We start from the raw sequence: 12,368 nt of genomic DNA on the forward strand, positions 1-12,368 counted from the left end.
CCGGAGCCGCGCATGAATGCACCGCTGCTGGCTGCCGTGACGGACTACATCGAGTCACAGGGCGGGGGCCAAGGCCTGTTCCCTACAGCCATCGATGGCTTCAATATCGTTCGCTCATTCCAGTCGATGATGCCGATGCGAAATATCTATCGGCCGTCGCTCTGCGTTGTGCTGGAAGGGGCAAAGGAGCTTCATTTCGGAGAAGAGAGACTGAGCTACCGGACGATGGAGTGCCTTGTCGTCAGCGTAGGGCTTCCGGCGACCGGCCGCATTGTCGAGGCAAGCGAAGAGGTCCCCTATGTGGGCGTCTTGATCGATTTCGATGTGGCAACCTTGCGGAATGTCGTCGAACAGCTGGACGCCCTTCCGGTGCAGTCAGAGGAATCGGGCCCCTGTGCATTTGTTGCCAAAGTCGATCAACCCTTGGCCGACTGCATTCTTCGCCTAGTGAGATTGTTGGCGACGCCGAAAGCAATTCCAGTTCTGGCGCCTTCGATCGTGCGTGAAATATGCTACTGGCTGTTGAGCGGGCCGCATGGCGGTGAGATTTGCAAACTTGCGCTGCCGGAATCGAATATCGAACGCGTCGTCAGGGCCGTATCAGTGCTGCACACCAATTTCGCAGAGACACTCCGGGTCGAACAGCTGGCAGAAATCGCGCGAATGAGCCCGTCGTCCTTCCATCAGCATTTCAAGGCCTTGACCTCCATGACGCCGCTGCAGTTTCAAAAGCAGTTACGCTTGCTCGAGGCGCGCCGTCTCATGGTGACAGAAGCCGCCAATGTCGCTGAAGCGGCCTACAAGGTTGGCTATGAAAGCGCGTCGCAATTCAGTCGCGAGTATTCGAGAACTTTCGGCGTCGCTCCGAAGCAGGATGCTTTGACCCAGCAGCGCCTCCACACCGCGTATGCAAGTCGGACAGTCTCCGCATCCCCCTAGACTGCGGACGACGAGCGTCTCCATGAGATCTTGCTATAAAGCCAGTTGCGCCAAGAGTAACTGGCTCGCCAGGTAAGCATGGGGGCCCACAATCCGGGTCCTCCTGTGTTCAGCCTTGTAAGTCCCTCGACATGTGCTCCGTAGCGTCTTTCGAATTGTTGCATAAAGAGCAAGAGCGGTAAGTTCTGGAACGCACCTCAAAGAATGTTCCATAAGTGGGCCATACGCTGCACCAACGATCCGCGTAAGAAAGTAATTGGAGATTCAGTGACTTAGAGATTCTGATGAGCAGGTCGCAAGTCCATATTCTTTCAAGACCAAACTACTGCTTCCTTACGCAGCCAATTTGGGAATTTCGCGCTCGACCAATCGCAGGAATCGTTGGTTGCGAGCCCCCGCAACCAATACAAAATCCAGAAAACCCCGGTAACTCCACAAGTTGCCGGGGTTTTTCTTTGACCGAAATTCCCCGATTCAGATCTTCTATTCAACAAAAACAATCACTTGGTTCCGCAGGCAAATCGGGTCAGGCTCACTTCGCAACCAATGGTGATGCGAAAATCGGCTGTTCTCTGCGCTGAAAGCGTGTTTGAGCGTAAATAAGAGCGACGGATTGTCGGTCGGCGTCTCTTCAAGACTGCTTGCTGGCGCTGATCTATCTCATCATCTCCCAGCCGCGCGTCTCCGCCGCTATGGTCACCAAAGCCCTCCCGGTCATGTCGCGAGCGGCGCTCAGCCGCCCGTGAAGAGGTCGCTTCATCCGCACAACTAGATTACGGGGCAAGCGGGTTCAAATCCATTCAAGGCGATCGCTGTCGACCCTAAACGATCAATCGCCAGTGTCAGGAAAAGTTCTCCAGCACCGCCAGAAAGGTATGCCGGTCGCCTTGTCCTTCGGTCAGCCGAACCCGGCCCTCGATGTCGGCCAAATGGTGATCCATCAGTTGCTGCGCCTTCTCCAAGTCCTTGGCCTTCAGGGCGGCAACGATCATGCGATGGTGGTCAGCGCCGCAGTCGTCTTTGCGCTCCTCTTCATACAGGGCCATGACGAGGGAGAGACGCGCGACGATCTTCGCGAGCATTTCGGTCAGCACCGGGTTACCGGTCAACTCGGCCAGAACGATGTGGAATTTGCCGGAAAGAACCGTTTTGGATTTCTCGTCTCCGTGGTGATGGATATGTTCTTCCTCGTCCGTCAGCTTCTGAAGCGCATCCAGTTGCTCCGATGTCGCTCGTGTGACGACAAGCTCCAGGAGGAGCCGCTCTAGCTTTCGGCGTGCTTCGAAAAGGCTCTTGGCCTGTTCAATGCTTGGCTCGGCCACGAACGTGCCGCGGTTTCGCTTTCGCTCAAGAAGATGGTCGCTTTCGAGTACACCAAGCGCGCCGCGGACTACCGTTCGGCTGACGCTGAAATGCTCGGCGATTGCTTCCTCCAAAATCTTGGTGCCCGGCTTCAGCGCGCCTTCGCCAATGGCAGCTGCCAGCGTAGTGCGAATGCGCTCCGAAACATCGTCATTGTTGTCGGCAGTTTCTGCCCCGCCATTGGCGGCGGGCGTGGTCTTGGCGCTTTGGCGGCGCGTTTTCTTCATTGCCGTCTCCGGGTCAGATTCGGGTTCGAGTCTCCACCCGAACTAGTCACCGCATCTGATATCGTTATGCTATAATTATTTCTATAAGAATGTTTGTGCGCAAGTCTGACCTGCTGTTGTGCGCGACGATTTCGGGTGTTGGCAGCCAATGCCGCCAACACCCGGCTGGCGACTAGGCCGCCTTCTGTTTCTGCGCCGGGGAGGATAGGGCGATGCCCTTATCCCGGCAGATTGCCTCGATATGGCGGGCCGACTGCTTGATGAAGCAGATCGCCGCATCAAAGCCATAGGACTGGTGCTCGTAGGTCGGGTAGCCGTACTGGCTCGCCTCATACGCTTCCCAATCGGCAACCTCACCGGAGGCGACCCGCTTTTCATAGGCATCGACCGTCGCCATATACGCGGCGAGTTCATCCGGCGTCAGATCGGGGTGGTCGGCTCTCCAGATCGGATCGTCGATCTCGATGCACTGGCGCGGATTCGCCTTGCGACGCTTGTCGTCCACAGACTGAGCAGCTTCGAGCGACAGGTTCAGCGCAGGGTTTGCCTCCGCAAGAATGGGTAGGATCGTGGCGAAATCGACGATCCCGCCGCCGCAGGGCCGGGTCTGGAAATCGAGACCGCCGGGCGCGCGCCCGACATAGGCATCCTTGATATGCGTCTGGCGGATATAGGGAGCCAGGCGTTTGGCGGCGAAGACCGGATGTTCCGCCCGCTGCAACCCGTTCGCCGTATCGAAGACGACGCCGACGCAGTCAGAGCCGACCTTTTCGATCAATCTCAGAATCTCGAAGGAGGTAATCTCGTCGTGAGTTTCGATATTCATATGTGCGCCGTTCGCGCGTGCCACGGGAGCGAGCTTCTGCAGCACCTTCTCGATGCCGGCCAACTGCTCTTCCCAGGTCACGTCCGTGCGAAAACGGTCGTTGGCCATCCGGCCGCGATATTCGGATTTGAAGTTGCCTGGTGCGACCCACAACTCGAAGCAGCCGATGGCGGCGCTCGCCTCGATCATGCGCGTGAAGCCGGCTATGATGTCGCCGTCACCAATGGCCCGCAGCGCCGGTTCCTCGGCGCTGCAATAGGGATTGATCTTGCCGATACCACTCTCGAGATAGAGCTCCAGTTCGTCGGCTTTCGATCGGATGTCTCGCAGTTCGCCGAGGTCGACAGTGGGACTCATGTCGAGCGCCGTACTGAAGAAGATGCCTGCCAGCCCCAGTTCCTTGACGTGATCGAGGTTAGCCAAAGGACCCCGTTTTTTCGACTCTGGCAGCTTAATGCTGTCGATACCCAGTTTCATATCAAAACTCCTTGATGTTTCCTGATCGGACGCACTTCGATGGCGTCCTTGGTCGTGTGAAGTCGTTTTTTCAATTCCCCGGCGGTCATGATGCGCGCCGCCAGGCGCGGGGCTTCTCTGCCGAGTGGCGGTTCTTGGGCAGAAAACTCTTTTCGAGATAGTGCTGGCCGATCGATGCCACGGTGGTGATCGCGAGGTACCAGATCGAGGCGACGAACAGCAGTTCGATGACCAGAAAGTTTCGGGCGTAGATCGCCTGCGCCTGCGTCAGCAGATCCTGCATGCCGATGACCGACACGATGGCGCTGGCCTTGAGCATGCCGATGGCCTGGTTTCCTGTCGGCGGGACGATGAGACGTGTTGCCTGTGGCAGGATAACGGTCAGAAAAATCTGCCGGTTCTTCAGGCCAAGAGCGGTTGCAGCTTCGCGTTGTCCTCGATCGACTGCAATCAGCCCCCCTCGGATGATCTCCGCCATGTTTGCGGCTTCATGCAGCCCGAGCGCCAGAAAACCCGCCAGTGCCGGCGTCACGAGGTCGTTGATCGAGATGCTGTAGTCTCCCGCCCCGACCTGCGGGATGAAGAGCGCGATATTGAACCAGAAGAAGATCTGGACGATCAGCGGCACGCCGCGAAACCACCAGACGAAGGCGGCAGCCAGAGCCTTGAGAACCAGGTTCTCCGACGTTGCCATCAGCGCCAGAATGCATCCAAGGACGATCCCGAACACCATGGCGCCGGCTGTCAACTCAAGCGTCAGGAGAACACCGCTCAGGATGGAGGAATGGACGAGATAGCGCGGTATCTCGGCCCATTGGACGCTCTGGCTTTGCGCCACGATTTGGGCAAAGAATGCCAGCGCAAGGATCGCTATGGCACCGATTGCGATCTGGCCCCACCGGATCGGCTTAGCTGATGGCGGGGCAAGGGTCAGTGACGCCGGTTGAGCCGCAAACAGGGACATGGGCTCAATCCACCGGCATGTTGGCTGCGTCGTTGACCTTGACGGTCTTCACGGCGAGCGGGCCGAGGCCCCATTTCTTCATGATGGTCTCGTAGGCCCCGCTATCGACCATTTGCTGCAGGGCGGCGACCACCGTGTCGCGCAGTTCCGGATTGTCCTTGGCGGTCAGCATGCCGAGATAGCCGACAGCAAGGCGGATATCAGGAAGCGCCTGCAGGCCCTTGCCGTTGCCGGTCTGGTTGGCCGTGGTGTACACGCTGGTGGCGTAGCCATTGACGGTCGCATCCGCGCGGCCGGTGCGAACGGCCTGAAGAACATCCGGCATCTTCGGGATGGACATGATGTCGATCGGGGTCGCGCATTTCGCAGACGCCGCCTCGACCATTTTTCCCTGGAAGGTACCGACCGGGACGGCGACTTTCTTGCCGCAGAGGTCGGTCATTGCCTGGATGCCGAGGGGATTGTCCTTGATCGTCATGATCGTAGTCGCGTCGTACATATAGGCGATGACGTCGACCTGCTTTTCGAGTTCGAGGTCGTCGTTGATCCCGGAGATCGAGATGTCGAAACGCTTAGACAGGATGGAGGGAACGATCGCCGCACCTGCGCCGACATCTGTCATCTGGACATCGACGCCAAGGATGACGCCAAGCGCTGCGGCGATGTCCGCATCGATCCCGATCAGCTTTCCATCGTCGGCATGGAAGCTGATGGGCGGGGTCAGGTCGGTGGCGACCTTCAGCACGCCGCCTGACTTGATCGACGATGGCAATGCGTCTGCCAGTTTCTGCGTAAGGGCGACGCCCGGCAGTGTTGCCACGTCGGTATCGGGCACCATTTTGACTGCCGCACTCTCCGCCGCAAATGAGGAGGCGGCCATCAACGTGATCACTGCGCCTGCCAAACCTGCCTTCAAGTTTTTCTGCACGTTGTTCATGGGATCCCCTTATCGTTCTCGCTTGTGTGAATTTCCTGGGATCAGCAACGCAATCGTCGTGCCAGTTGCGTCTAGGTGATTATAACGCAATGAAATTAAATCAGTATTTGTGAATTTATTATTTTAATACAAACTTTCGGACATTATTTCGCACAATTTTTCGAAAGAGGTATGCGTAAATTTTCGCCTGACGGCCATTTTTCAGGCATACTTGAAGAGTTTCCGGCTTCCAGCTTCGATTGGTGCGCCATTAAGGTGGCGCCATACGATGATTTGAGGGTGTGTCTTTGCACCGCGTCGGGGAGTGATCGTTCAATTTATGGTCAAAAGCGTGCTTATAAATGCGATGCTTTGGTGAAACTTTACGCAAACATAAAATTCGCACAAATGCAGAGATATATATAATTATAAAGTTTCGAATGTATATAAATCAAAAATATTTATTTCATTTCAGTTGGTTGTAAAATCGTGGAACGTCGGAAATTCAAACTGGCACGGCCCTTGCTATTCCCTTTGCATGAACACGTTTGACGCAACACTTCTGACTAGTCCGCATTTTCGTCTCGCGACGAAGGGGCTGAATCGTCAGTGACCACAACGCAAGATCAGGGAAGCCAAATGCTAGACATTGCAAAGACGGCCGATCGAAAGCGGCTCAGTGTCCGGGGTGTGACCCACAGCTACGGCGGGCAAAACGCCGTCAGTGACGTCTCGTTCGATGTCGAGGCGGGCGAGATCGTCGCGCTGCTCGGCCCGAGCGGCTGCGGCAAATCGACGGTCCTGCGCGCCATCGCAGGCCTGATCCATCCGAAGGCAGGCAACATCATACTGGGGGACGACGATCTCGCCAATGTCTCGGCGCGAGCACGGGGCATCGGCATGGTCTTTCAGAACTATGCGCTGTTTCCGCACCTGACCGTCGCGGAAAATATCGCCTATCCGCTCGCCTGCCAAAAGGTCCCGCGGGCCGAGCGCAGGGCGCGTGTCGACGAGATGCTGTCGCTTGTCAGACTGCACGGATATGGAAACCGGCTGCCGCGCGAACTGTCCGGGGGGCAGCAGCAGCGCGTGGCCGTCGCCCGCGCCATTGCCGGGAGTCCGTCCCTGCTTCTGCTCGACGAACCCTTCGGCGCACTGGATCGCGCCCTTCGCTTCGATCTGCAGGTCGAGCTTCTTCACCTGCAAAAAACGCTTGGGATCACCACGCTCATCGTGACGCACGATCAGGAGGAGGCACAAAGCCTCGCAGGCCGCTTAGTGCTGATGAACAAGGGGAATGTGGAACAGATCGACACGCCGATGGCGGTCTACGACCGGCCGAAGACACTGTTTGTCAACGCGTTCATTGGTCAGGCTAACATACTCAATGGCACGGTCGATCGACTGGATGCCGAGGCCACGGTGATCAGTCTTCCCGGCGAACAGTCCCTCGTTTTGCCGCGCCGCCTGAATTTTACGCCGGGATCGAACGTGGCGATCACCTTCCGTCCCGAGAATGTTCGTCTGATGCCGGTGCAAAGCCAAAACTCGCTTGCCGCCAAGCTGACGGTCTCCGTGCCGTTGGGGCCATCGCTCGTCCACGACCTCGTCATGGATGACGGCACCGGCCTGCGCTCGTCAGAGGTCCGGGGACCTTCCACCCATATTCCCGAACCGGGAACGACACTTTTCGCGGAGATCGACACCTCCAGGTGTCATGCCTTTCCGGGGTAACCGGGAATTTCCCCCAAGAGAATGAACCAACCAACACAACCAACAGAGGTGAACAGGATGAAAAACTTCAACATTACCCGCCGCCACTTCGGCATGCTGGCTGCCGGCGCTGCCGCAGTTGCCGCGCTTCCATTCTCCGCCCGCGCGGCCGGCGGCACGGCCGTCGCCGCGACCTTCCCGGGCAACTGGGAGGATGGCTATCGCAAGGCACTCACGCCAATCCTGCAGCAGGAAGGCTACGGTCTGACGATCGCTCCCGCCATGGCGCAGGACCAACTGGCCAAGGTGATGGCAAGCCCTGGCAACCCTCCCTACGACACGCTGCTGATGTCGCCGGGCCAGATGGCCACTGCCATCGAGAACGATCTCATCCAGAAGATCGATCCGAGCCGGCTGAAGAACTGGGGCATGCTCGCTCCGGCCTTCCAGGGCGAATATGGCCCAACCGTCACCATCGAAGTCAACGGCATCGCCTACAACCCGGATATGGTGCCGAAGCCGAAAGGCTATCGCGACCTGTTCGAAAATCCGGCCTACAAGGGCAAGGTGTCCTGGACCGGCTTTGCCTCGAACACCGCCGTCATGGCCTATAGCCAGATCGCCAGGATCTTCGGTTCGGGACCGACCGACATGGATGCCGTCTTCAAGCTGTTCAGGGACAATCCGGAACACTTGAAGGGTGTCGTCGACAGCACCAACCACCAGATGACGCTGTTCCAGCAGGGCGAGATCGCCGTCTTCATGTGCTCGACCGGCAACGTCGCCCGCCTGAAATCGCTGGGCATGAAGGCCGAGTTCGTTCAGCCCGAAACCGGCTCGCCGGCTGCCCCGGTCAACATCCATCTGACCAAGGGCGCCAAGAACCTGGATGCGGCCTATGCCTACATGGATGCCGCCATCTCCAAGGCCGCGCAGGACATGCTGAAAATGCCGCCGACGGAAATGTTCCCGACCAACAAGGACGTCGCCCTGACGCCGAGCATCGAAGCCTATGTTACCCGCGATCAGCTCGCCAACATGGTCTATCCGGACTGGGCTGCCATCAATAAGAACCGCGCGGACTGGATCCGCAAGTTCGACGCTCTGGTCGCTGGCTGAGGATCAAGATGATGAAGGCGAGCGGTTTCCCCTACGTTGTTCCGATGCTTCTGCTATCGGTGGCATTCTTTGCGACGCCGCTCGCTGTTCTCGTCGGCTTCAGTTTTTCCGGCTCCGCAGGGTTTACCCTAGAGCACTACGGACGCTTCTTCGGCGATGCGTTCAATTTCCGGGTTCTTGTCAACACCGCACGGCTCGGATTGGAAACGGTGGTGGGCACGACCTTGCTCGGCGTGCCCATCGCGCTCCTGTACTGGCATAGCGGCAGGACCGCCCGCCAGGTCATCATTTTCCTGACCCTCATTCCGATGCTCACCAGCAATGTAGTGCGCACCTTCGCCTGGATCGTCATCCTCGGCCGGCAGGGACCGATCAGCGAGGCGCTGATGGCACTCGGCCTGACGGGAAGCCCGATCAGCCTGATGTTCACGGAATTCGGATTGCTGATGGCGATGTGCCAGATCGACCTGCCTTTGATCATCCTGCCGCTGATCGCCATCCTGTCGCGCACGCCGGTGCAGTTCAGCGAGGCTGCCCAGATCTCCGGTGCCGGCCCCTGGCGGATCTTCGTCACGGTGCTTTTGCCTTTGATGCTGCCCGGCATGCTCGCCGGATGGATTCTCGTCTTCGCCAGCACCAGCAGCTCGTTCGTCACCCAGGCCGTCATCGGCGGCGCGCGCAATGTCTATGTGCCGCAGCTCATCTACCGCGAGGTCGGAACGCTGTTCGACTGGCCGCTGGCATCGGCAATCGCCGTGGTTCTGTTGATCTCGACCGGCTGCCTGCTGGTCGCGATGACAATGATTTCCCGCCACAAGAGGCTGGTCGGCCATGCGTGATATCAGAGAAAATCCACTTCCCTCGTTTCTCTACAAGGCCTTCGTCTTCGGCTTCGGCGGCCTGTGCGTACTCTATCTCGTCGCTCCGATCTTCATTGCGCTGACCATGTCGTTCACGTCGGGACAGACACTGAAATATCCGCCGGAAGGGTTTTCGTTCCGCTGGTATGAAGCGCTGCTCGATCCGGTCCGGTCTGCAACCGAGCACATAGCGGCTTGGAATTCGCTGAAGATCGCTGGTCTTGCGGTTCTGGGAGCATTGCTTTTCGCGATCCCGGCCACCATCGGCATGACGCGGATGCGGCGCAGCACCGTCGGCACCATCGAGCCGTTGCTGCTGGCCCCTCTGGTTCTGCCGAGTCTGGTCTATGGTCTTGCCGCCCTGATCGTGGCGAATTTTGTCGGGCTCCAGCCTTCGCTCTGGCTGACGGTCACTGGCCATATCGTGGTGTTCGGGCCGCTGATGTACCGCGCCGCATCCGTGGTCGCACAGGGGCTCAATCCGTCTCTGGCAGAGGCCTCGACGGTCATGGGCGCATCATGGTTCACGACGCTGCGCCGGGTGACGCTGCCCCTGCTGATGCCCGGCATTCTGGCCGGGGCGTTTCTGGTGTTCATCCAGTCGCTGGACAATGTCTCGGTTTCACTCTTCCTCGCAGACGCCCAGACCACCGTGCTGCCCCTGCGGATGTTCGCTCTGATCGAGGAATCGCTGGACGTCCGCGTAGCCGCGATCTCCGGCATTCTGATCGGACTGACCCTCGTGGTGATGCTTGTCGCTAGACGGGTTCTCGCACCGCCGAAGCAGGCATGATCCATGCGAACAAACCAACTTTTGCTGAATTTTGAAGGAATAGCTCAATGAACATGTGCGCAACCAAGACTGGCGCCTATCGGATGGGATCGCTGTTGGCCAATTTCCAACCGGATTTCGAATTCTCAGCACCGCTTTCACTACCGGTCGAGGAATTCGAAGACCGCCTGCGCCGCATCCGGCGGCAGGCCGTCGAGGCTGGTCACGATGCGCTCATCGTTCATACGGGCGGCGTTGGCTGGTTCCATACGTCCAACGCCTATCTCCGCTATATCTGCGACTGGATGCGCGAAGGCGTGCTGATCATTCCGACCGATTCGGACAAGGCGATGGTGCTGCTGTCCTTCTTCACGCAGTCCGTGCTGCTCCCACCCGGCGGCGAACCGGTGCTGGTCGATGAAATCTGGCAGATCGGCCCGATCGGCCGGGAATATTCGGATCGTCCCGGTGATTCCATCATCAAGACCGCCGAAAAATGCGCCGAGGTCCTCGGCAATCTCGGCCTTGCAAAGGCCCAGATCGGCCGGATCGGCGACAAGACCTCGCTAACCTTCTGGGCTGCTCTGGAGGAGCAGCTTCCAAAGACCAACTTCGTGGCCGATAACGGCATCCTGGACCGCATGCAAAAGGTCCGATCGCCGCGCGAGATCGAACTGTTCCGCGCCGCCGCGCAGTTGGTCAGCATCGGCACGCAGGCAGCCTATCATGTCGCCAAGCCCGGCGTGACCGACCATGAAATCTATTCGGCCTTTAGCTATGCCCAGCTTGCGCTCGGTGGAGAAACCGGCGACGGTTACCAGATCGGCATCAACGAGTTCGGCACGCATTGCGGCAAGCCCTATGGGCACATTGTCCGGCCTGGCGATCTGATCAACCTCTACATCTCCAACGTGACCTATCGCGGCTATACCGCGCAGACGGCGCGGATGATCGCGGTCGGCGATATCACCAAACGCCAGGAAGAGGTGCTCGCCGTCTGCACCGACGGCGTCAAACGCGCCGAAAAGCTAATCCGGCCCGGCGCCCTGATGCGCGACATCAACAATGCCGCCTTCGAGCCGATGATCGAGCGGGGCATGCTGACCTCCCCGGAAGCGCGCACCATGCCCTATAACTGGTCCTCGATGCCGGACGGTCAGGCGCGGCTGATCCCGCAACAATATGTCAAGGACGTGGACTGGGAAGCGCAGGGACGCAAGCTGATGCACGTCTATCCCGCGACGGAAGGCCCCCACAACCCGAACCTCGGACACTCCGTCGGCATGGCTGGCGGCCAGAACAGCTTCAACATCTCGTCTCACAATTATGACCGGCTGGAGGAGGGCATGGTGTTCGTTCTTCACACCCAATGGCTCGAACCTCTGTCCGCAGGCTGCAACATCGGCGACCTCTATGTCGTGACCAAGGACGGCTTCGAAAATCTCAGCCGCCACACCCCGCTTGAAATATTTCGCGTCGCTGCGGAGGCATAAATGACCAACAAAAAAGAACACACCCATTTCGATTTCGCAGCCCTGACAGAACGGGAGCGGTACAAGCTCCTGATCGGAACGGTCATTCCCCGGCCGATCGCCCTGATCACCACGGTGAGCAGGGATGGCGAACCCAATGCCGGTCCATTCAGCTTCTTCAATGTGCTGACGCACGATCCAGCCGTCGTCGCCATCGGCGTCGAGAACTATTCCGATATGAGCTTCAAGGATACCGCCCGCAACATCCGCGAAACAGGGGAGTTCACCATCCACATCGTCGATCAGGCACTCGTTGACCAGATGGAAATCTGTGCGATCAAGTTCGGCCCCGACGTGAGCGAGCTTGCCGAGGCCGGCCTGGCGACGGCGCCTGGACAGATGGTGCGAAGCCCCCGCATCCTGTCGGCACCGGCTGCGCTCGAATGCCGCCGCCACACGACCCTGCAGGTCGGCCCGGCCCGCGAGATCATTCTTGGAGAGGTGCTCGGCGTCTTTGTCCGAAGCGATGCGGTCAACCCCTCGAACTTCCATGTCGATCAGCAGATGATGGATGCAGTCGGACGAATGGGCGGCAACACCTATGCCCGGACGCGCGATCAGTTCGATGTCAAAACCATGACGAAGGAGGAGTGGTTTTCGCGCGAGGAAATCTTAAAATCTGCTGATGCCTGACCAAAGCAATTTCCGCGCACTGCGACTT

The 12,368-nt window shown here is 58.7% G+C and carries 10 protein-coding genes and 1 pseudogene; 7 read left to right on the forward strand and 4 right to left on the reverse strand.

Features of this window, described 5'->3' with window-relative positions; all coding sequences use genetic code 11:
- The first annotated feature begins 12 nt into the window (after window positions 1-12).
- Window positions 13-939, forward strand: a complete 927-nt coding sequence (locus N2599_RS06070; protein WP_027508868.1) for an AraC family transcriptional regulator — start codon at window positions 13-15, stop codon at window positions 937-939.
- Between the two features lie 842 nt (window positions 940-1,781).
- Here the strand turns inward: N2599_RS06070 and N2599_RS06075 are convergent.
- The 4 genes from N2599_RS06075 to N2599_RS06090 form a co-directional block, all read right to left on the reverse strand.
- A complete protein-coding gene (locus tag N2599_RS06075; RefSeq protein WP_027508869.1) occupies window positions 1,782-2,528 on the reverse strand; it encodes a GntR family transcriptional regulator in 747 nt (248 codons plus the stop codon).
- 172 nt (window positions 2,529-2,700) lie between these two features.
- Entirely contained in the window at window positions 2,701-3,831 is a 1,131-nt protein-coding gene (locus tag N2599_RS06080) for a sugar phosphate isomerase/epimerase family protein (protein WP_027508870.1), read from the reverse strand.
- Window positions 3,832-3,916: 85 nt separating this feature from the next.
- Entirely contained in the window at window positions 3,917-4,795 is an 879-nt protein-coding gene (locus tag N2599_RS06085; protein ID WP_027508871.1) for an amino acid ABC transporter permease, read from the reverse strand.
- 4 nt (window positions 4,796-4,799) lie between these two features.
- Window positions 4,800-5,732 carry an ABC transporter substrate-binding protein gene (locus tag N2599_RS06090; RefSeq protein WP_027508872.1) on the reverse strand — a complete coding sequence of 311 codons (933 nt, stop codon included), beginning with the start codon at window positions 5,730-5,732 and terminating at the stop codon, window positions 4,800-4,802.
- 517 nt (window positions 5,733-6,249) lie between these two features.
- Here N2599_RS06090 and N2599_RS06095 point away from each other — a divergent pair.
- The 6 genes and pseudogenes from N2599_RS06095 to N2599_RS06120 all read left to right on the forward strand — a co-directional run bounded on the left by N2599_RS06095 (window position 6,250) and on the right by N2599_RS06120 (window position 12,340).
- Window positions 6,250-7,445: pseudogene (locus N2599_RS06095) on the forward strand (ABC transporter ATP-binding protein).
- Window positions 7,446-7,502: 57 nt separating this feature from the next.
- On the forward strand, window positions 7,503-8,543 hold the full coding sequence (locus N2599_RS06100) for an extracellular solute-binding protein (protein WP_037141230.1): 1,041 nt from the start codon (window positions 7,503-7,505) through the stop codon (window positions 8,541-8,543).
- A gap of 8 nt (window positions 8,544-8,551) precedes the next feature.
- The gene (locus tag N2599_RS06105; protein WP_198521592.1) at window positions 8,552-9,382 is read left to right on the forward strand and encodes an ABC transporter permease; all 831 of its coding nucleotides are present in this window, start codon (window positions 8,552-8,554) and stop codon (window positions 9,380-9,382) included.
- Entirely contained in the window at window positions 9,375-10,196 is an 822-nt protein-coding gene (locus N2599_RS06110; protein ID WP_027508876.1) for an ABC transporter permease, read from the forward strand. The genes N2599_RS06105 and N2599_RS06110 overlap by 8 nt, the downstream gene beginning before the upstream one ends.
- 47 nt (window positions 10,197-10,243) lie before the next feature.
- Window positions 10,244-11,668, forward strand: coding sequence for a M24 family metallopeptidase (locus tag N2599_RS06115; protein ID WP_027508877.1), 1,425 nt, complete (start codon window positions 10,244-10,246; stop codon window positions 11,666-11,668).
- On the forward strand, window positions 11,669-12,340 hold the full coding sequence (locus N2599_RS06120) for a flavin reductase family protein (RefSeq protein WP_027508878.1): 672 nt from the start codon (window positions 11,669-11,671) through the stop codon (window positions 12,338-12,340).
- The last annotated feature ends 28 nt before the right edge of the window (window positions 12,341-12,368 follow it).

This window comes from Rhizobium sullae, from assembly GCF_025200715.1.
GTDB lineage: Bacteria > Pseudomonadota > Alphaproteobacteria > Rhizobiales > Rhizobiaceae > Rhizobium > Rhizobium sullae.

What these genes read in the sequence shown, in the direction of transcription:
- N2599_RS06070 (WP_027508868.1), top strand. Translation starts at nt 13, where the DNA reads ATGAATGCACCGCTGCTGGCTGCCGTGACGGACTACATCGAGTCACAG.
- N2599_RS06075 (WP_027508869.1), bottom strand. Translation starts at nt 2,528, where the DNA reads ATGAAGAAAACGCGCCGCCAAAGCGCCAAGACCACGCCCGCCGCCAAT.
- N2599_RS06080 (WP_027508870.1), bottom strand. Translation starts at nt 3,831, where the DNA reads ATGAAACTGGGTATCGACAGCATTAAGCTGCCAGAGTCGAAAAAACGG.
- N2599_RS06085 (WP_027508871.1), bottom strand. Translation starts at nt 4,795, where the DNA reads ATGTCCCTGTTTGCGGCTCAACCGGCGTCACTGACCCTTGCCCCGCCA.
- N2599_RS06090 (WP_027508872.1), bottom strand. Translation starts at nt 5,732, where the DNA reads ATGAACAACGTGCAGAAAAACTTGAAGGCAGGTTTGGCAGGCGCAGTG.
- N2599_RS06100 (WP_037141230.1), top strand. Translation starts at nt 7,503, where the DNA reads ATGAAAAACTTCAACATTACCCGCCGCCACTTCGGCATGCTGGCTGCC.
- N2599_RS06105 (WP_198521592.1), top strand. Translation starts at nt 8,552, where the DNA reads ATGATGAAGGCGAGCGGTTTCCCCTACGTTGTTCCGATGCTTCTGCTA.
- N2599_RS06110 (WP_027508876.1), top strand. Translation starts at nt 9,375, where the DNA reads ATGCGTGATATCAGAGAAAATCCACTTCCCTCGTTTCTCTACAAGGCC.
- N2599_RS06115 (WP_027508877.1), top strand. Translation starts at nt 10,244, where the DNA reads ATGAACATGTGCGCAACCAAGACTGGCGCCTATCGGATGGGATCGCTG.
- N2599_RS06120 (WP_027508878.1), top strand. Translation starts at nt 11,669, where the DNA reads ATGACCAACAAAAAAGAACACACCCATTTCGATTTCGCAGCCCTGACA.